At 43.9% G+C, this 18,453-nt stretch carries 23 protein-coding genes; all 23 read right to left on the reverse strand.

The features are described from left to right. Positions 1-2: 2 nt before the first annotated feature. The 23 genes from S4054249_RS16510 to S4054249_RS16620 all read right to left on the reverse strand — a co-directional run bounded on the left by S4054249_RS16510 (position 3) and on the right by S4054249_RS16620 (position 18,344). The gene (locus S4054249_RS16510; protein ID WP_046358339.1) at positions 3-1,469 is read right to left on the reverse strand and encodes a hypothetical protein; all 1,467 of its coding nucleotides are present in this window, start codon (positions 1,467-1,469) and stop codon (positions 3-5) included. 9 nt (positions 1,470-1,478) lie between these two features. After that, positions 1,479-1,697, reverse strand: coding sequence for a hypothetical protein (locus S4054249_RS16515; RefSeq protein WP_046358340.1), 219 nt, complete (start codon positions 1,695-1,697; stop codon positions 1,479-1,481). 8 nt (positions 1,698-1,705) lie between these two features. Further along, positions 1,706-2,896, reverse strand: coding sequence for a hypothetical protein (locus S4054249_RS16520; RefSeq protein ID WP_046358341.1), 1,191 nt, complete (start codon positions 2,894-2,896; stop codon positions 1,706-1,708). Beyond that, the gene (locus S4054249_RS16525) at positions 2,896-4,878 is read right to left on the reverse strand and encodes a DUF4815 domain-containing protein (protein ID WP_046358342.1); all 1,983 of its coding nucleotides are present in this window, start codon (positions 4,876-4,878) and stop codon (positions 2,896-2,898) included. The genes S4054249_RS16520 and S4054249_RS16525 overlap by 1 nt, the downstream gene beginning before the upstream one ends. 8 nt (positions 4,879-4,886) lie before the next feature. After that, positions 4,887-5,366, reverse strand: coding sequence for a hypothetical protein (locus tag S4054249_RS16530; RefSeq protein ID WP_052961170.1), 480 nt, complete (start codon positions 5,364-5,366; stop codon positions 4,887-4,889). A gap of 156 nt (positions 5,367-5,522) precedes the next feature. Next, positions 5,523-6,377: a phage tail protein gene (locus tag S4054249_RS16535; RefSeq protein WP_046358344.1), complete on the reverse strand. Its 855-nt coding sequence runs from the start codon at positions 6,375-6,377 to the stop codon at positions 5,523-5,525. Continuing rightward, positions 6,362-7,201, reverse strand: coding sequence for a baseplate assembly protein (locus S4054249_RS16540; RefSeq protein WP_046358345.1), 840 nt, complete (start codon positions 7,199-7,201; stop codon positions 6,362-6,364). The genes S4054249_RS16535 and S4054249_RS16540 overlap by 16 nt, the downstream gene beginning before the upstream one ends. Positions 7,202-7,233: 32 nt before the next feature. Next, positions 7,234-7,587, reverse strand: coding sequence for a hypothetical protein (locus S4054249_RS16545; RefSeq protein WP_046358346.1), 354 nt, complete (start codon positions 7,585-7,587; stop codon positions 7,234-7,236). Between the two features lie 7 nt (positions 7,588-7,594). Then, positions 7,595-8,380, reverse strand: coding sequence for a hypothetical protein (locus S4054249_RS16550; RefSeq protein ID WP_046358347.1), 786 nt, complete (start codon positions 8,378-8,380; stop codon positions 7,595-7,597). Positions 8,381-8,443: 63 nt separating this feature from the next. Beyond that, on the reverse strand, positions 8,444-9,358 hold the full coding sequence (locus S4054249_RS16555) for a hypothetical protein (RefSeq protein WP_046358348.1): 915 nt from the start codon (positions 9,356-9,358) through the stop codon (positions 8,444-8,446). Between the two features lie 3 nt (positions 9,359-9,361). Continuing rightward, positions 9,362-9,916: a phage tail protein gene (locus S4054249_RS16560; protein WP_046358349.1), complete on the reverse strand. Its 555-nt coding sequence runs from the start codon at positions 9,914-9,916 to the stop codon at positions 9,362-9,364. Between the two features lie 16 nt (positions 9,917-9,932). After that, positions 9,933-10,823, reverse strand: a complete 891-nt coding sequence (locus tag S4054249_RS16565; RefSeq protein WP_052961171.1) for a phage tail protein I — start codon at positions 10,821-10,823, stop codon at positions 9,933-9,935. After that, positions 10,816-11,847 (reverse strand): baseplate assembly protein, encoded by a 1,032-nt coding sequence (locus tag S4054249_RS16570; protein WP_046358350.1) that lies wholly within the window; start codon positions 11,845-11,847, stop codon positions 10,816-10,818. The genes S4054249_RS16565 and S4054249_RS16570 overlap by 8 nt, the downstream gene beginning before the upstream one ends. Positions 11,848-11,921: 74 nt before the next feature. Continuing rightward, positions 11,922-12,224: a hypothetical protein gene (locus tag S4054249_RS16575; protein WP_046358351.1), complete on the reverse strand. Its 303-nt coding sequence runs from the start codon at positions 12,222-12,224 to the stop codon at positions 11,922-11,924. A gap of 2 nt (positions 12,225-12,226) precedes the next feature. Further along, positions 12,227-13,123 (reverse strand): hypothetical protein, encoded by an 897-nt coding sequence (locus S4054249_RS16580; protein ID WP_046358352.1) that lies wholly within the window; start codon positions 13,121-13,123, stop codon positions 12,227-12,229. 93 nt (positions 13,124-13,216) lie between these two features. Beyond that, positions 13,217-13,585, reverse strand: a complete 369-nt coding sequence (locus tag S4054249_RS16585; RefSeq protein WP_052960856.1) for a hypothetical protein — start codon at positions 13,583-13,585, stop codon at positions 13,217-13,219. A 10-nt stretch (positions 13,586-13,595) separates the two neighbouring features. Then, the gene (locus S4054249_RS16590; RefSeq protein ID WP_046354650.1) at positions 13,596-14,210 is read right to left on the reverse strand and encodes a hypothetical protein; all 615 of its coding nucleotides are present in this window, start codon (positions 14,208-14,210) and stop codon (positions 13,596-13,598) included. Positions 14,211-14,320: 110 nt separating this feature from the next. Beyond that, positions 14,321-14,782: a hypothetical protein gene (locus S4054249_RS16595; protein WP_046356509.1), complete on the reverse strand. Its 462-nt coding sequence runs from the start codon at positions 14,780-14,782 to the stop codon at positions 14,321-14,323. 14 nt (positions 14,783-14,796) lie between these two features. Next, on the reverse strand, positions 14,797-15,573 hold the full coding sequence (locus S4054249_RS16600) for a hypothetical protein (RefSeq protein WP_046356510.1): 777 nt from the start codon (positions 15,571-15,573) through the stop codon (positions 14,797-14,799). A 62-nt stretch (positions 15,574-15,635) separates the two neighbouring features. Beyond that, positions 15,636-15,905, reverse strand: coding sequence for a hypothetical protein (locus S4054249_RS16605; protein WP_046356511.1), 270 nt, complete (start codon positions 15,903-15,905; stop codon positions 15,636-15,638). 9 nt (positions 15,906-15,914) lie between these two features. Continuing rightward, positions 15,915-16,469 carry a phage tail protein gene (locus S4054249_RS16610; protein WP_187301390.1) on the reverse strand — a complete coding sequence of 185 codons (555 nt, stop codon included), beginning with the start codon at positions 16,467-16,469 and terminating at the stop codon, positions 15,915-15,917. Positions 16,470-16,494: 25 nt separating this feature from the next. Then, positions 16,495-17,505 (reverse strand): phage tail protein I, encoded by a 1,011-nt coding sequence (locus S4054249_RS16615; RefSeq protein ID WP_052960991.1) that lies wholly within the window; start codon positions 17,503-17,505, stop codon positions 16,495-16,497. Further along, positions 17,502-18,344: a baseplate assembly protein gene (locus S4054249_RS16620; protein WP_046356513.1), complete on the reverse strand. Its 843-nt coding sequence runs from the start codon at positions 18,342-18,344 to the stop codon at positions 17,502-17,504. Before S4054249_RS16620 ends, S4054249_RS16615 begins: the two co-directional genes overlap by 4 nt. Between the last annotated feature and the right edge of the window lie 109 nt (positions 18,345-18,453).

Raw genomic sequence — 18,453 nt, forward strand, 5'->3', positions numbered from 1 at the left:
CCTTAAAATGCGCGACAAGTACGGCCAAGACCATAATTATTATAGGTGTAATGCTCATTCAAAATGCCTGCTCCAGAATATGGATTAATACAACTAATTACTCCGCCCATAAGACCATTATCATATGCTGCGTGGTAAGGTCTTGAATGATAAGAGTATGCCCCCAATATTTCGCCTGACATCGTCTCAAGTATCACTTTAGTTTCAGCATCTGGTGAATTGTGAGCATTGTAATGACCCGTGCTACAACTGAAGAAGTAGTTAAGCGGCTCTAAACGTCTTTCATGCGTGAAACGGTAATGGGCACTAAACTTATTTTCACCCATTTTGGTCACGCCATTGTAGTGACCAAAATAGCCATAATAACTCACACCATAGCTACTCATCGGTGTTTCTGAATGATTGTAATAATGTCTTCCATTAGCGTGCTGTAAGCTATGGTACAAAAATTTCACAACCGTGAAGTCACCGGCATCCACATAGGCTTGTAACTCTTCGTTGTTCGCAATAGCTGTCGTTGTAACAACGTTACCATCACGGTACTTTTCAACCAATACAGATGTGCCTTCGTCAACCATAACAAGACAATGTTTATTGTTATCATACAAAACACCTACTTGATGATGAGCATGAGTCGTTGCTGTACTAATACCAAATTGATCGATTGCATCTAAATTTTGTTTTGGTTTAGTAATGGAGGTAAAGCCTGATGATTTACAGAATATGCCGCCGTAGTTTGCAATAGCAGTTGTCTGAGAGTCCTGTGTGCTATACACAATTTCATACTGAATATCTGCCGCATTGCTTTTGCTCGCAAGCGGTAAATACGCACTGGTGCCGTAGTAGTAAATTTTACTCGCTGGGTTTTGCTCAAATGCATTCGTATGAACAAAGCTGGTATGCGTCGTCGTTTTTTCAGCAGCATTTGAATTGAGCTTTAAATACTCTAATCGACACTGCTCCGTAGTCCCATTGTGGCTAAAGCTCGGTCTAATTGCATAAGTATCTCCACTATTGTCGTAAACAGCAAATATACCTGTCGCCCTACGGTTATTTGAAGATGTACTAGGAGAATCTATTGGCGTCATCCCAAATAAAGGTCTTATATGCAAGGCGTTACTAGAAGCCTGCAAAGACTCTACTCGATTTAAATTCGGCGCCATTGAATCTAATAAATCTAATTTACTAGACTTTGTATCGAGTGTTGCGCTTGTTTGCGTCAGAGATTCTGTCGCGCTTTGTAATGCAGCACCACTCGATTGAGATACTTGCTGTAGTGTCGACGTGGCATCATTAATATGTGACTCAGCAACTGCTACAACCGCTTGCTCAAGCTTTGCATTGTCGGTGAGTTTAGTAATTGCATTACTTACTAATGCTTGTTCTTCGGCTGTAAGCGGCTGATTGCCTTCCATATCGGCAACTAGCTTATCTACCATGACTTGCACGGCATTTTGAATACTCGCCATAATATCCTCTTATAAAGTTAATAGTGGTTCGCCGAGTAGCTGATTAAGCTTGACTCGTCTGAGTTTCTCGTTCAGCAGCGTATCTTGCTGCTGGTCAAGATTGGTTTGCATATAGAGCAACTGGTCAATGTCGATAATGGCTTGCCGAATGCGCTCTACATCTTGCTGTAATAAATTGTCGGAGTGTGGGAGAGGTAATGCGTAAGAGAGGGTTTTATCGTCTATCATACCCACTCCTAAATTGAGAAGGTTCTAAGGGAGCGTACACGAGGCCTATCTATGTGTGTGCCAGACAGCACCAACTTCACGCGAGCTTGCGATTCACTCAAGTTAGAGAACTCATAATTACACAATAACCAGCCATCGCCCTGTGGCTGAGCCGTTTTCTGCGGTATGTTTATCCATTGACCTTGTTGCTGGATAAACACATCTACTTTCGCCGTACCTGGAAGCTGCCCTTCAAAACTGACTTTTAAACTGCCAGCGATTTGGCATGGGATAGCACGTGTTACATAGTCAGCTTCGTTGCTCACTGTACCCAGCGCGGTTTGTACACTGTCAAATAACACCGGCGTTTGCGTCTCGGTCCCGGTTAATCTCGCGCTCACCTGCAAAGGCTCTTTTACTTTGTTGGCTAAACGCAGCGCCTGCCACTCTTGGAGATTAAATTGACCTAATTGTGCACCACTGAACTCAAAATGAAGCTGGGTTTCACTGCTCGGGCGCTCAATCACGGCCATCGCCAAAAGATCACTGTGCTCATCCAAATCGACTTGACCAAGTGGGACCGTTTGCGTGGTTTGTGTAAAGCGTGCTGCTTTTAACCGAAAAGTTAAATCTCGGTTTTGATGAGGTGTCCATGTAGAGGCGTTGCTTGAAGAGAGCAATACGCCAACTTGATAAGGTTGCGTGGTTACCCACCCACTTTCACTATCAAACTTACCCAGCTCAGCGATGGCAACTTCATGATCTGGGTCATCAGTTAAAACCACAATGGCATACTCTTGTCCCGCATTAAGCGAAACTGGATCAAACTCAAATAAAGTTGGCTCGCCATTCACTTTAAACATAGGTCGTTCAAGTGATGCCTCCGCTAGAACAGTCTGATTGGGAATACCCACTTCAGTTTCTCTGATCTGAACACGAACGGGTTTATCCCCACCTATTTTTTTAAACCACAGCTCAACACCAGCAATAAAGCGTCTTTGTGGCAAAGTAAATGTTTGTGCTAAAGGGTCAAAACGTAACGTTGTAATTGTGGTAATACGACGTGCTGTTTCGCTCACTATGGTGCCACTACCCGTGTATGTTGCCTCACCGAATGAGCCTTTTTCTCCTTCAAACCTCACTGTTTTACTGCCAACAGGAATGTTTGCGGGAATATAAAAACGGCCGCTTAAGCGGCCGTTTGGATCTGCGTTAATCATTATGTCTCCTCAGGTGTAACCACAATGCCATCAAAAATTACCCGCTTAAGTACTTCACCCTCTCCAAACCCAGACAAGGAGAAGTTCACCCAACGTCGGCGCAACAGCTCAGCACTTCGCGTTGTGCGACCAATCACCTGTGTTTGCGTTGATTGTGTGGTACGAGTGCGCCATCCTCCGCCTCGAGTAAACCGTTGCGTGATTGGGCTCGTCCAACTGCGCTGCGTTTGTGTCCAGTGGTCAAGGCTAGGTGTTAAAGTAATCGTGGCTGGGATAGGCTCAACTGCTTGATAAGGGTTTATTTTCATACTGCCCGTTTGCTTAGGCTGCTCGAGCACATTTTCTAACTCATACGGTAAGGTCAGTAACCCTCCATTTGGTACTGGCAACTCTGCAATATCAGCACTAAGTGGCAGTACTAACTCGCCATCAACAATTGCGGCTGTTTGTGTAATGCCGGCATCACGCATATCGTCATCAATGAATGGGTCCACGAAAACACCGTATTTACTGGCAGGATCTTGGCTATTGGCATCATTGCGAAGACGCTCAATTGCCAACAATTGGTAAAGATCGCCAATTTGATTTTGCATTTGCTCAAGCTGTGACATAGAGACCGCACGCACTGCTAGGTTTTCAATTTCGGGCGCCTGATCACTTAGCCAAGATTGCGTGACTTGCGCTAAAGCCAAATGGTGCGCTGGTGCTTTCGGTGCTGTAGGGAACTGATGTGCTGCCTGACCTTTGATCCGTTTTATTTGGCCAAAGCGATCAAGCACAATCAAATCAATACGTGGGCGGTGCCACTGATAGTCAATCGTTACTAAAGTATTATCGACAATCACACCACCATCAGCCAGCTGCCGATCAAGATTAAAACCATATTCATCAAAATCGAGCATAAGCTGCTTTCTATAGCGGTAGGTTACCTCATATTGGCTGCCACCTGCGGGCTCTTCACCACTGAGTTGCCAACTGATGTGGTTTCGCAAAAAGATGAAATCCGTTCCTTGGATATAAGTCGTACTATCTTGAGAATTGGGGTCGCCTTGAGTAATACTTAAGATCTCTAGTACAGAATCATCCTGTAATAAATCTTCTCCACCAGCTAACTGGCCACGGGTAAGTTGAGCCGTTTTTTCAACAGTAACATTGACTTCTTCTACTTGTTTAACTGGGAAAAAGTCAGTATCAATGCGCATGATACCTTGGCTATCCGATTGAAAAGTTTTAGGCTCTTCTTTGACCTCTCCTACATCAGGATCATAATCAAATTCAGCCGTTCTCGACGTTGCAAATGCGACTTCATACCCTTCTATATGTGCTTTACCTTCTTCCAAGCTAAAACTTTGAATCGTCTGATCTGCGCCTCGATAACTTAAAGACATCCCTTCGACCACATAGCTGCCCCCATTTGACTCTCTGTCATAACGCGCAAGAGCTTGTGTGACTGCATCAAGCTGCGGTGGAGGTTGCTTAATAATTAAGGTGCCCTGCTCTATTTTATGCACCGGATAGAATGCATCATCAGGACCAATGGCATCACTGAGCAGTCCCCATTGACAAACTTGCTGCAAGCGCGCAGCGCCTGGCTCGTCAAAGTTAATTGCATCAACTGCAGGATCTCTGAGGCTCGGATCTTGCTCTTCGGTCACCACATTGTGCGTGAGCCATACACCAATATCGACACTCCCCGTCATCTCGATGGGAACCACACTACTAGGCACTGGTCTCACTTGGCCAGCTATATACACTTCTCCTTCAGTTACCAAAGCAGTAGCCAGCTTAGCATCAATGATCACTTCACCACCTTTGACCAAATCACCATCTTTTAAGAGCACATCTGCAACTCCTTTTATTTGGTGATTGACCTGTGACTGTAGATCATTGAGCTCTCTGCTTTGCAGCCCCTTACCCGCTCTGAACAGTAAACGCTCATAGCCTGAGTCCGCATGAAATTTTTCATAATAATCGTCAAGCATAAACACCTCTAAAAACTGACAACAAATTCGAAGCTTTCTCTGACTCCCTGCTCACGAATCAGTGGAGCACGGTGTTCAAGAAGCAATAAAGTGCCAAAGTTCGATACCTGCTCAGGCGTCAAATACACCAAACCTTCGGGTAGCTGGGGATCTGCTTGTAAGCCTGACATTAAGCCGAGTTCGCGCACGGTTTCACCTGCGCCATCAGTAAAGTCAAACGTAAATTCGCAATAAATATGCTGAGTTGGTTCTGATGATAAGCTAAAGCGGCCACCTTGAATAAAGATGTCACCTTGTGCATCGGGATAACAGTATCCAACCTTTTTCGCTTTGCGATAACCTATAGGGGCTGCAAGCTCTGTTGCAGCAATGGGCTCAGCAGGCGGTGTTTGCCACTGAGACTCTCCGCGCCCCCAAGCCAAATAAATTGGAGTTTGTGCAATTTTTTGAGCGAGCATGGTTCGCCCTGCACGGGTAAGAATAGCCAAAATATTTCCTTATCTACCTTCACTCGGTCCATATATCGCTTTAACTCACTTACCGAGTGTCTCATCGAGCCTTCCTAGGCAAGACATAACTATCCTTGCAAACACTCATTGAGAGTTGCGTAAAACCAAGTTTAGGGTAATTTTAAAGTTAAAAAATTAGCGGTTTGCTTGATGTGCGATCACTATTTGAGGGGAGTGAGTTGCAGACCAGCTACTCGCTTGCCAATGACCAAACCACTGAGCTTGGTCGAGAATATAAGCACGACTCGACTGGCGACTGTGCATCGAGGTCGCACCAAACTGGTTTACTACCGGCTCACTGAGACGTAAAACGCCCAAAACTTCAGAGGTATAACTGTGCCAAGTGCTGTTATGCTTACGCGTTAACCCGCTTTGTGCGTCGCCACTGAAGCTAAACTGATTTGGGTGAGTTCGTTTGGTGCTAATTCGCAGCAATTTGCCATTTTTAAGACGATGTCTAAATCCTGAATGATCACTCAAAAGTGACCCAAAAGGTTTTGCTGACAAAGTCAGCTCTCTAATGTCAAATTGATAAGTGACACGAGTAAGCTCACTTCTAGCTGGAGCACTGAGCTCTGCCAGCTGAGACATGCGCTCAACGTCATTTAAACTGGGTAATTGTTCAAGGTGACATTGGTAACGATAAAAATGGCGATAGGAATCAGACTCTTCTACATCTTTCAGTGAAAATCCAAGCCAACCATACGCCATTTCTAGGCTTTTTCGCGTCCCTCGGATCCGCTGCCAAGCCAAACCTTGTTGTAATACTTGGTCAAGATCATCTAAGTACGGAACCAATGCGCCTAAACCATATTCCCAAATAAGCCAAGGTAATAAAGATTGTTTAGGGTGAGATTTGAAGCCACGTAAAAGTGCAATGCCGTCTCCCAGCATTAACTCTAGCTGCCCATGTTTAACCATTGCAGCTTGCAGCTCGCTTTGATTATAAGGTAACAACTCGTCGCTCTTTGTATCTAGGTGATGAGACATAATTGAATTTGCCCTAACTGAGCATATTGATTAGACGCAATATCAATCAAGTTATCAGGCGTATGTATTTCAACATGCTTTACGCCCTCAACATGCAACTGAGCGCTCAGCCAACTTGGCGTCATCGCAACACCAAGCGCCATTGCGTCTTGCCAAGCTGCACGTAACTTACCTTCCAACTGAGTAAATACCCAATTAGGTACATTATGTTGCAGATAAATATCGGCTTTAACGTCAATAGGCACTTCTTGTGCGTGGTTCACTTCAACCTGATCAGTCAATACCTTGACCTGATCGCTCAGTACGTATGCTCGTACTTGCTGTAAAAGTTCATCTGCACGCTGTGCATCTTGAAATAATATTGATACTCGAACACGTCCGGAGGCTGGGCTATCCACTTCTACATCACGAATAGCATTAGGGGCAGCGGTGAGCGCTGCATTGCGGTAATGATCTTTGCTACCAGCTGTGCTGGAGGCCAGAGTCTTTTGCCGAATGCGAAGACGGTAGTTACCGTCTTCTTCACCCTCGGCACGCCCAAGACCATAAAACACTCCAAGCTGATCTAAATCGCCGCCTTGCGCCGTCGCTAACAAATTAGCATAAGCTGCTTCGTTAATACGCTGGCGTAATAATAGCTCTCGATAGCTCTCCACTTGCAAGCATACTGTTAGTGGGTCGCTTTCGAGTTCTAGCGCATCTGCATACTGCGGTGCAATAGATTTAAATCTTTCTTTGCGGGCTTGGAAAATACGTTCATAGTCCAGTGGCTCAATGATATCTGGCGCTGGGAGCGCAGAAAAATCAAAGTACTGGGAGTTCATAGGGGATCTCTTGGGAAGGAAATATTAAATTATTACTTAATAATATCAGCGACACCTTGCGCACGCGCTGCAATTTCAGCGAGCACGCTTTCAGTCCCTTTATGCTGATACGGGAAAGTCAATTGCTCTCCATTTTGTTTATCTACTATCGGTGCAAACAAACTCGCTGACTGCAACGCTGCTGACTTTACTTCATCAAGAGAAGCTGCGATTGAAATTGCTTGTGTTAATTTAGCAAACTCAACCAATAACAAATGTGTAGTATCAGATGTCGTGCCTATTAATGAGTCCGCATCTGCAACTTCATAATGAATACGAGAGCGTTGCTCTGCTTTAACAAGGTTTACACCGGTATCTTTGTAATCAAATAAACTTATTTCTGACATATATCACCTATACTGAAATATGTGGATAATTAACAACGCTGTCGATTGCGAAAGTGCAGTTGCCACCAAATTGCAATACCTCCTGTGGTAGCTTCGATTCCTTGTTTGGTACCGAATTAAACACGATATTTACTAACCTGACATATAAACTACAGTATGGATGCATGTCGTTGATTCTCATCGCTGGTATTTGTAAAACGCGAGAACCATCCCACCAACCGCCAGTTCTTGATATTGCAACATCAATTCCTAGTGCAGCTATATTGTCATTTATTTGCTCGCTAGTCGCCGCTTCATTAGTCAAAATAAATTCCATATTTGTAATACTCCAATCCCGCTCATACTGAGTTGACTCACTATGGCCAGGTGAATATGCATAGCCCGCTACGGTATGAAGCATAGTCAAAGTATTTGTTTCAGGATAAGTATGGAAACCAGACCAGCTGCCACCTGTTGGTACCCTCACCCAAACGGTTTTTGTATCATCATTTGGGTCGACCACTAACCCGCTGTTTTCAATTAGTGAAGCTTTAGTGTGCACTTTACGGTCGTAATAATTAATTTTCGTTTCCGCATGGCTTTTTGCGAAATTCAGTTTTGCGTTATCAACTTCACTTTTCGCGTTGTCAATCGCTGCTTGAATATCAAGCTTAGCTTGACTGACGACACTATTTACTTCCGCTGTTTTATTCAAAACAGTCTCTGTCAATGTTCTGTTAGCTGATACCAATTCACCATTGGTTGTATGTAGCTCTGTGATGAGCTGCTCAAGCGTTTTAGCTTGTGTAGACATAAATATTGTCCTCAATATAAATTTGAAATTTAAATAATAAATAAGAAAAGGAAGGTTGCAGGGTTAGCTACTTGCGGCAGCTGGTGGAGCAACATGGTTTAGCCCTGTCACCTTGGAGATCAAATAACAACCTGTAGCCAATTCCACACCAGGATTAGACAGTTGTTCACAATGCATATCAACGTTATTAAATACTGCCAGTACGGCACCGCCCACTGGAGCGGTGTCCAAACGAATATGTGGCATAGGCTCATAAACTGTCTCACCTGCACTACTAGAAATATGTGAGGCAAATATGACGTTGCTCATTGAAAATAAACCAATTTTGCTATACTTGGCATAATTTGCTGCAACAAAATAAGGAAAAAATTGCCCCGTCGTATTACGGTGAAACACCACCACGGGAAAGCTTGCACTGTCACTGGCCAATGAATAAGCGGCCTTGCCTAGGTTTTCAAATAAGCGATTACCCGCCATCAATAATGTCTTTTGGAACTCGCCAAACAGCTCAAGTGAGATTGAAGCATTCTCACCTCGCGTATTAAACGCAATAGCACCGGTAAAATGCAGTTTTAAGCCAATAGATTGCCAATCATCTTCTGTGTATGTATTAAAAACAACTGAACAATCTGGGACCACAACAGCCGCAGATACATGTTCAACATTATTTGCAGCCAGCATGATGCGAGCAAAGCAACCTGGTACCAGTTTAGCCACGGCTGCTTTTATTGTTTTTAATGGCGTTTGCGCACTTAAACCATCATTGCTATCGCTACCAACCGATTGATCAGCATTAACATACAAGGTCTGCTCCAGTGTATTGTTAATTTCGCCACTCACTTTGGCAAACGCCGAATCAACCTTGGTATCCACGTTGAGTAACAACTGGTTGATGTCATCCGTCAACTCACTACACCGCTGAGTCAAATTCGCATTATTACTAGCAAGTTCAGCTACGCTCTCAGATAAACTAGACATGAACTACCCCTCCAAATTCAAAAGGCGGTCATTAAAATGGATTTGTCTCAGGTTGGACTGAATTTGCGCTGTGAGCGCTTTAGTTTGTGCAATCGTCAGTGCAGCAAACTCATCGGCATAATATAAACTCAAATCACCCGATACATTAAAGTCTAAGCTCTCTGGCGGAACCGCCGTTAAAAGCAAATCGAACCCTTGTACAATCTTTGCAATTGGCGTCTGAAAAAAAAGCACATTTTCAGGGTGTGACCACACTGCAAACAAGGTTCGCTGACTTTCTTGTTCATGATCATTTAAGTAAAAACCGACTTCTTTAACCGCATATTGTTTATCATCTGTAAACTCGGCTGTTACGTGAAATTGACCATTGCCAACCACTTCAGCACCCGATACAGGCGCTGTATTTTTGGGGCTTTTTAAAGCCGTTTGATTTCTATCGGGTGTGTATCCCGAGTCACCCACTGCAATGTGGCCAATTTGAATTTTAACCCCTTGCTCAAGGGCACTGACGGCTGCGTTTATTCCCTGTTGCGTCACAACAGGCGTATATACATTCATATTTAGTACCTCAAATTTATAAATTAAGCGTGATATTTTGAATAGAAACGGTATAGGCACCGCTTGCTAATGAACTATTTGATATATGTTGAAATTTGGGCGTGTCTTTCAACAAAGTGCGTGATAGGTGGGTGGCAACTGCACAAGAGGATATAAAAACACTCGCGCTAAAATAAGCATTAGCTTTATCTTCGAATAACTGCGTTCCTACATGGCTAGCAGCACTCATTGAAGCCACATGTATTGAGCTCAAATTAAAATCGAAACTCGGGTTATCTGCTAACTTTGATGCGTGCACACTGCCCGTTTGGGATGCAGCAACATGACATATATGAACTGGCGCAAAATTAAAGACCGGTTCATCGCGGTGTAAAGCTATTTGCATCGACGCGCTCTGCCCGCCACCAATCACTTGAGTGCTCGTGTTGAGGTTAACGCCAATATTAAAATCTATACTCGTCCGCATTGGTTTAGTCGCCACCACAGACTGCCACATTTGCCCTTGTAATTTAGGACTTAAAAATGTACTGCCATTACTGTCTAGATTCTCATTGGCAATGGCCAGCAACTTTGCACTATGTGGTACCCCGCCATATTGCCACCACTCTTGCAGCTCAACCTTGGCATTGAGCACTTTCAATGCATTATTCACTGCACTGATCGTCCCTTTATATCTGTGCCTTGGCACACTATCCGCAATGACTTTGCGCTGCACGTGCTCAGGCCAAGCACTATCCCAAACATCCACACTTAATGCATCGGCAAGCCAAGGCAAAAACCGTAAAGGGCACCTCCATGGATCCCATAGCTGCTTATGGGACACTGGGATATTCAGTATACGGTCACTGCAATGCTCAAGCGCCAACTCCAGCTCGGAAGTATTACCCTGCAATGTGAAGTTAGACATGCTCCTCTCCCACCGAGATAGTCGCTCGAGAACAAAATGCTGCCTGATGTGCTTGCACGGCAATATCCCATTGTGGCGCAAGCAACTCAACGCGCTGCACGCCCTCTCGGTGTAATACCGCATATAAACCAGACAGAGAAATGTCATGGCCTAATTTATGATGCTCAGCCAACCAATCCGCTAAGCTTGCTTTTGCTTCTTCAACCAGTGCAGGCCCATCCATCCCAGGATAAATATGCAATACCGCATCGACTGAGAACTCGATAATATCTGCCGATTTAATATGTACTCTATCAGTCAATGGCCTCACAGTTTCTTTGTTTAACTGCGTTTTGACATGCTCTATGACCTCTGTGCTTGCTTGGCCACTTCCTTGGCTTGTGAGCAATGTCACCACCACGTCCCCAGGTACAGGCTCTGATGGTTCAGCACCTGATAGGACTTCTGGCGTCAAACCGGCATCCTCTGTACACACTAATATTCGCGCACTGGGCGGTAATAAATTAGCGACTTGGTCAGGTAAGTCGACATAAGCAAACTCGGGGGCATCTACAAACACATCCTTGACATATTGCGACCCCTTCAGTGCATGAAAAGCATATGCGCCTGCGGGGCCCGCAGTGCTGAATCCTTCCAGCGCCAATGCAATACGTTCACGATACCGTTCATCGCTCTCATAAATAGCTGCTTTAGGTGGTATCTGTGTATTGTCAGCTGGCTCTAATACTGCGCGCGCTACATCAAAGCGATTACCTAAGTAATCAAGCTCACTGCTTGTAGCGTGGGCGAGTAGTACACCATGTGCACTGTCGTTTATGCGCTGACGTAACAGCAGCTCTCTGTAAGCAAATGACTCTACTAACTTAACCACAGGATCACTGATTAGGTTAAGCTCAGCATCGGGAAAACGTGTTTTAAAGTCATCTAAAATCTCAGCCCTAATCTTTTCAAAGCTTAGTGACTCAATAAGGTTTGGCGCCGGCAAACGGCTGAGATCTATGGCGCTAAAGTTTGTCAATGACATAACTAAGCCCAAGATTAAAGTTATGAGAAGTGCCCGGTTAATGCAAAGACAGGCACATAAGGGGGGTTAACAAGCTATGATTTAGGAAAACTTGCTTTAACATTGGCTCTGGCATCTAACCATACGCGCTTTGCGTCAATGGTTTTTTGCGCAGTGTCGCCAAATTCAGTCAGGCTAGCCATGTAATCTATGAAGAGATGGTCACAGACATGAGCATATCGTTCTCGACGATTTTCTTGAACTTCTTGCTCGGAAAAAATGAGCTGATAATCTCCCTCATCAACTCCGGCATTTTTTGCTATTTTCTGAGCGCTTTCTGGTGTAGTTAGTCCACCTGCCACAATGCGACCTGTTGAGATTTGTTTCAATAATGCCATGTTTATACTCCTACATATCCAGCTGCGTCAGTATGTGTATAAGGGAAACCGACACTATCTGCCCAAATCATATTGTCGCCATGATTACCCGTACCAACATAAGGCAGGCACATTGCCACTTTCATTCTCCCCATGCCGATAAACAAAGGCTGATGACACCCACCCCAACCTTGTCGAACGGCGTGCTTGTACTGCCAGCCTTTACCGACATCCGTGTGATCACATGTAATGTGAGCAGAGCGGTTTGAAGATGGATGAAATCTTATCGTACCTGAACTTTCCAACACATTTATCCAGCAACTGGCTTGCGTTAAAAACTCTCCTTTACTCCATCCAACATGAGTATCACAGCCTTGTGATAACACGAAGAAATAACCATTATCTGCATCGTTAGTACGGCCTTTGGTAATTTCAATGTCCATCAGTAAAACACGATAATTAGAGCCATAATAATGCTCTCCACCATGGTTTTTTGACCCAATACCACGGCTCTGAAAATCCTGATTTGGTGTCAGGCCATATTCGTCTAATTTGTCTAGTGTTAAGCGAGTAACAGTGCCACTGCCTTCAGTCCCATCGTGCAAAAAAGACGTCCAAGGCGCTTTGTGTGCCGTCAATATATCTGTTGGGGTATTGTTAGCTTCACAAATAGAATTAAAATATTTTGAGTCCACAAGAGTGTTAGGTGCCAGTGGTAACGCCCTTTGAAACGCTTGTATTTTGGCATCAACCGCTTGCTCTTTCGCTGTTAAACGGCTTTCAACCGCCGCATTTTTTTGATCAATCTCAATGGCCTTTTGTGCCACCCGCGCATCAATATCTTCAATTTTGGTATCGACGATATCACTTAATTTTTCCGCCGCTTCAACGACGCGTGTAATGTCTTGCTCTAAAGACATATGTTTACCTCCATTTTTAAAATAAAAAACCCACCGAATAGGTGGGCTGGGTTTGTTGACCGTTCTGTTTGCTACTTAGCAAACTAAACCAATTTATTTCAGTAGACTGCTGACGCCGTGGGCACGTACAACCGCTTCTTCTAAAGCGGCTTCCTGACCTTTTACTTGATAAGGTAACTCAACCTCACCACTTGCCACTTTCCCTTCAATTGCACCAATGGCGTTTTTCAAAGATTCTGTAGAGGTGCGCATTTCTGCTAGGGAGTTAGCAGTGGATAGCTTATTTACAAATATGCTCAGTTCATGAAGTAGGATGTGAGAAATATCTGATGTATTCCCTAACATACTGTCTGTATCTGCAATGCGATTACTAATCTTATGCCTAACGTTGATACGTGCATTCTCGAGTGCTATTTTTTCTTCAACTGCTGCACTTTGCGCTTCCGCGATTAAATTTTCCATTATAAGCTCCCTATAACTGCGCTTCTGTACTACTGATAAATTGAACATCCCCAGGCTTGAGTACACTGCCATTACCTACATAAGTAGAGTCAACACTCAAAGTTAAGTAGTACTGACTTTCAAGTGTTATTCTTAAATAAACATGTTGATCTGTCCCTACATAAACAATAGGTTCATGAGTTCCAGCTGTCTTTGACTGATATAGTTTGTTTTGATTTGTGTAACAGTAACCAGTGAATGTTGCATCCACAATATTATTTTTACCATATTCGTAACCATAGATATTCAAATGGAACATACAGTTATGCGTATCAATCTTATACGGCAGCTTTAGGTGCATATAGGTTGCACCAGTCTCACCAGTAAAAAAGCTTGCAATGCCTATACTTTTGGTTCCGTGGCCACCATTACCAATTACCTGCTTATTCTCTAAGGCAGTATCAACACGCTGCACTTGCTGAGTAATTGCCGTATCAATTTCATTCTTTTTTACAGCGACTTGCGAGTTCATCTCAGCAACTTTGCCATTCACAGTATTGTTAATATCTTCAATTTTTGTATCTACGATGCCAGTTAGCTGCTCTGCTGCACTGACTACATTTGCAATGTCTTGCTCTAAAGACATAATTTACCTCCAATTTAAAATAAAAAAGCCCACCAAATGGTGGGCTTCACGTTTGAGTTTTTTCTAACTCGGCATCAACACGGAGTGCTCAGAACCGTGTTATGCATGACTTACTTTGCTTTGATAACAGTATCCACGCCGTTTGCACGCGTCATAATATCTGTCATCACCGCATCTTGGCCTTTGGTCTGATAAGGAAAGCTCAGCGCACCTGCTGAAACTTTTGTTTCAATATCGCCAATTGCCGCTTTAAGTGATGTGGTAGAAGTGCGCATCTCCGCTAAGGTGGATGCATCGCTTAATTTATTAACAAAGCCACTTAGCTCGTTAAGTAACATATGTACGGTGTCTGATGTGGTACCAAGCAAAGATTCAGTATCAGCCACTTGCTGCTCGATGGATAAACGAACATCATCACGGCTCTTTTGCTGTGCTTCTTCAACAGATAATTCAACGGAGAAAGTGCTGTCTTTACCAAAGTTTTCTTCAACTAATTGAGCTACCGCGTACTGTTGCATACCGGCATCAAAAAACTGCTCAACCACCTGTCCATTTACGATTAATTTAGCCATTTAATTTTTTCTCCTTAAGCAATCACGTCGTATGCACCGTCACCGATGTAAGCAAACTGACCCCAGGATTTATCCAAAGGTACATGACCTGTCACAACCGCTGGCAGTGCAACCTGAATAACCCCCGTTTGATCAGCCGGTAAGTTTCTGCCTGGCACATAGGGGTGACAATGCGTATAGTGATTTCGACTATTATGTTGAATATGAAGTCCGCATACTTTGGCAGGCTCTCCGGCTTTCAGACCGTGACACCAAAAGTTTGTAGGCACAGTTCCACGAATGTGCTTAACAACGGCTCCTGCTGTTATGTGCGTTGGCCTTCTTAAGTACTGGTACATTAAATAAGCATCGACATGGCTGTTATCACCGCCTCGATTCGGCGCATATTCCAGTTCCCAAATATTAAAGTTCTGAGCAAACCACTTTGTGTCTGAATTAATGGCTTTTAGAAACTCTCTTGCTAGTGGCGTACGCTGAGTAGGCTCAACGTTGGTCTCAACTTTTTCTAGCAACGTCGCTTTTGTTACAAAGCCACCAGCCCAAGCTTCTGGGAAGGTACCCGCCTGATTTGCCGCCAAGGCTTGGTTTTTTGTCACTCGAAAGTGCGACTGACGCTCTTCATAAGAGTTCAGTAATGAATCAGCGCTGGCTAGGTGGGCATCCACCTTGGTTTTAGTCTCAGCTACCGCGGTGTTTAATTTGTTCGTGATCTCACTGATCTGATTATCAACGGTTGCAGTCAACCCTTCAGTGGCCTCAACAACGCGTGTGATATCTTGTTCTAAAGACATTTACGTTCTCCATTTATACAAAAAAGCCCACTTAAAGCGGGCTTTTTAAAATCTGTTTTGAATTATTTTCCATGAAGTTTTGGATAACGCACCTGCACAGACTTTCGCGCATGAAGCCACGCCTGTTTTGCATCAAATGCTTGCTGGCTTTGCTCGCCGTGCTCGGCTTTCGCCGCTAAATATTTAAATGCCAAGCCATCACTTTGCTGTTGATAGCCCAAAATACGAGCTGCCTGACATTGGGCTTGTTGCTGCAATACTTTTGCTTCTTGCATCAACTTCAGTGCTTCTTCCGCTAATGTTTGTGCACGCTGGTTATCTACTTTTTTCATGAAATTTCCTTACAAAATACCTTTGTCAATTAACGCAAACTTTTGTTTTAAATGACGATACATATTCATGATCTGTGAACGCGCCATTTTGGCAAGCTCTGGGGCTATCAAAATATTAAAATCGACTCCTTTGTCGATAATAGTGATAGCGTCACCCGGTACACCTGTCAGTGTGAGGTCAAACGCCAATAACAGATCAATATCATTAGATTTATACGCAATCGGATCTGCTGCTGAATAAACAGCAAACAACACATGACGAATTTGCCCATTAACTTCTTCTTCGGTGTAAAAACCGACCTCGTTGACAAAAAACCCGTCATCAGCCACTTTAGAATCGTCGCGTACGGTTAAATGAAGCTGCTTATTTGCTTCATCATATTCTGCGCAGTCAATATCCAGACGATATCGCTCTGCTTTCAGATTGGTGGTGTTTTCATCAACTTGATGCACACCTGAGCCAATCCCGATTTTGGTGATTTTCGCTTTAAAGCCACTTTGCTGTGCTCTGAACACAGCAGCCAGTCCCGCTGACGTGATCACCGGTTGTAAAATCGTGCTCACTATTGCACTCCTTGTTTTTCGATATTTATGATGCAGACACTGCATTGAAATACAAACGACATACAGTCGTTTGCTTTGCGCTGTTTGACATCGCACCCGTAAGGCGGCTGCTAAATTCAATCATGCGCGAAGGCATGGTTTGGTCACTACGTATGTAAGTTCTAACGACTTGACCTGAACCCGTTGAAAGCGATGCGCCAAACCCGAGTTTGGCGCCCGCCCTTAACTTTCGCTCACTGGCAGTATTGATGCGCTGGCGACTAACCAATGGCACCTGCTTTCTAATAACAAGGGCGCAGCCTGGCTGAGCAGATGATGTGATCTTACGCTCAGTAGAGGATGCTGCATAATAGCGAGAAGAGGCTGTGCGATGCCCAGAAATAGCACCAGCGAGTGAAAGAGAGTTACTACCCGCACGTTCTTTTGTGTGCGACATAACTTTGGCATAAAGCCGACTTGACGCAAAACCATGACCACTACTGGCCGCTGCAATTTGCGACGACATCTTCATGCCAACTAAAAAATCAAAATGTGCCCGTTGTGGCTTGGTTTGATTAGTCACACGATGTATTGCATCATACAACTTTTGATCAAGCACCACCGCGCGGCTGGTATAAGGGACATCATTGGCCCATGCAATAAAAGTAAAAGTATGCGGTTCACCGCTATGATGAGGTGCTAAATACACATCATCTACATCATCAAACCATTCAAAAAATTCAATCTCAAGACCCAGTGACGCCAATGCACGCTTAACTGCACCAACCGTCCCCTTATGTTTATGAACTGTCACCGAATTGGCTATCATCGCCCGCTTTGTTTCTACAGGCCAATCTTCTTTCCACTCGTCGACTGATAATGCCCACGCAAGCCAAGGCAACAAGGATTCAGGACAAGTCATCGGGTCCCATTGTGAACCTATGTATTCAGGGATGACCGTCCTGGTATCAAACTGTTCACGGGTATGTGATAAACGCTCTTCAAGATGATGTTCTAAGTTGCTTCCATTATGAGGCAGAAGTGATTTTTCGATCATATCTCGGCCTCATTTGGAAACTGTAAATTAATGTCTAAGCTATACGCCTGATTGACGTTAGGTTGTAAATCTTCAATTGGGGCAAGTACTTTAACTTTTCTCACGCCCGGCTGATGCAATGCATCAATGATCCCAGAGTGAGGAACTTCTTCTCCTAACTTGCAGTGCTGTGCCATAAATACGTCTAGCGCCTGCATAATGTTAAGTTCAACCTGTGCCTTATTTGCTCCAATATTTAAATAGATTTGCGCTTGCAGTGCTTGCCTTGTTGGCATTACACAGTGCGTCACCACTTTATCTGTAATTGGCCTGATATCTTCATCATGAAGCCGAGCATCAATATCCGCTTTAATTGCATTTGCTTGAGTTTCTGTCATGGTATTGATCAATGCATATACATTGACATACCCAGGACGATCAGAGTCTACATATACATCTTTCACTTGATCGTTTGCTGTTAGCGTATGATATTCATAAGCACCTTTAGTGCCAGCCATACTGTAGCTTTCCAACGACAAAGGTATCCGTTGTCGATAGCGTTCATCGCCTTCATTTTCGTCTCGTCCAATTCCAAATAAGGCGCCTAAATTGTCTAAGTCGCTACCTTGCGAAAACGCCAGCATCACAGATTTGGCCGCGTCATTAATTCTTTGCCTTAGCAAAAGTTCACGATATGACGCAATTTCAATTAATTTAATTGCGGGATCAGAGGCCAATAAAGCATGATCCGGCAACTTTTCGAGCAAAGCCTGCTCCATTTGCTTATAAATCTCATCATAACTAAGCGCTTCAATAACCTGAGGTGGTGGCAATTTAGCTAATTCGATGGCTGTACTCACAATTCGTCTCCTGATAATACGTTTGCGCACGAACGCACATGCAATCTCATAGCTTGTGCACATGGATTTAAGTGATTAATTACAAAAAAAGGATTTTTAAACAGTGCCC

Source organism: Pseudoalteromonas luteoviolacea (assembly GCF_001750165.1).
In the GTDB taxonomy this organism is placed as follows: Bacteria; Pseudomonadota; Gammaproteobacteria; order Enterobacterales; family Alteromonadaceae; genus Pseudoalteromonas; species Pseudoalteromonas luteoviolacea_G.

Bases quoted from the DNA above. Each gene is read 5' to 3' on its own strand.
- S4054249_RS16510 (WP_046358339.1), bottom strand. From the start codon at position 1,469: ATGGCGAGTATTCAAAATGCCGTGCAAGTCATGGTAGATAAGCTAGTT.
- S4054249_RS16515 (WP_046358340.1), bottom strand. From the start codon at position 1,697: ATGATAGACGATAAAACCCTCTCTTACGCATTACCTCTCCCACACTCC.
- S4054249_RS16520 (WP_046358341.1), bottom strand. From the start codon at position 2,896: ATGATTAACGCAGATCCAAACGGCCGCTTAAGCGGCCGTTTTTATATT.
- S4054249_RS16525 (WP_046358342.1), bottom strand. From the start codon at position 4,878: ATGCTTGACGATTATTATGAAAAATTTCATGCGGACTCAGGCTATGAG.
- S4054249_RS16535 (WP_046358344.1), bottom strand. From the start codon at position 6,377: ATGTCTCATCACCTAGATACAAAGAGCGACGAGTTGTTACCTTATAAT.
- S4054249_RS16540 (WP_046358345.1), bottom strand. From the start codon at position 7,201: ATGAACTCCCAGTACTTTGATTTTTCTGCGCTCCCAGCGCCAGATATC.
- S4054249_RS16545 (WP_046358346.1), bottom strand. From the start codon at position 7,587: ATGTCAGAAATAAGTTTATTTGATTACAAAGATACCGGTGTAAACCTT.
- S4054249_RS16550 (WP_046358347.1), bottom strand. From the start codon at position 8,380: ATGTCTACACAAGCTAAAACGCTTGAGCAGCTCATCACAGAGCTACAT.
- S4054249_RS16555 (WP_046358348.1), bottom strand. From the start codon at position 9,358: ATGTCTAGTTTATCTGAGAGCGTAGCTGAACTTGCTAGTAATAATGCG.
- S4054249_RS16560 (WP_046358349.1), bottom strand. From the start codon at position 9,916: ATGAATGTATATACGCCTGTTGTGACGCAACAGGGAATAAACGCAGCC.
- S4054249_RS16565 (WP_052961171.1), bottom strand. From the start codon at position 10,823: ATGTCTAACTTCACATTGCAGGGTAATACTTCCGAGCTGGAGTTGGCG.
- S4054249_RS16570 (WP_046358350.1), bottom strand. From the start codon at position 11,847: ATGTCATTGACAAACTTTAGCGCCATAGATCTCAGCCGTTTGCCGGCG.
- S4054249_RS16575 (WP_046358351.1), bottom strand. From the start codon at position 12,224: ATGGCATTATTGAAACAAATCTCAACAGGTCGCATTGTGGCAGGTGGA.
- S4054249_RS16580 (WP_046358352.1), bottom strand. From the start codon at position 13,123: ATGTCTTTAGAGCAAGACATTACACGCGTCGTTGAAGCGGCGGAAAAA.
- S4054249_RS16585 (WP_052960856.1), bottom strand. From the start codon at position 13,585: ATGGAAAATTTAATCGCGGAAGCGCAAAGTGCAGCAGTTGAAGAAAAA.
- S4054249_RS16590 (WP_046354650.1), bottom strand. From the start codon at position 14,210: ATGTCTTTAGAGCAAGACATTGCAAATGTAGTCAGTGCAGCAGAGCAG.
- S4054249_RS16595 (WP_046356509.1), bottom strand. From the start codon at position 14,782: ATGGCTAAATTAATCGTAAATGGACAGGTGGTTGAGCAGTTTTTTGAT.
- S4054249_RS16600 (WP_046356510.1), bottom strand. From the start codon at position 15,573: ATGTCTTTAGAACAAGATATCACACGCGTTGTTGAGGCCACTGAAGGG.
- S4054249_RS16605 (WP_046356511.1), bottom strand. From the start codon at position 15,905: ATGAAAAAAGTAGATAACCAGCGTGCACAAACATTAGCGGAAGAAGCA.
- S4054249_RS16615 (WP_052960991.1), bottom strand. From the start codon at position 17,505: ATGATCGAAAAATCACTTCTGCCTCATAATGGAAGCAACTTAGAACAT.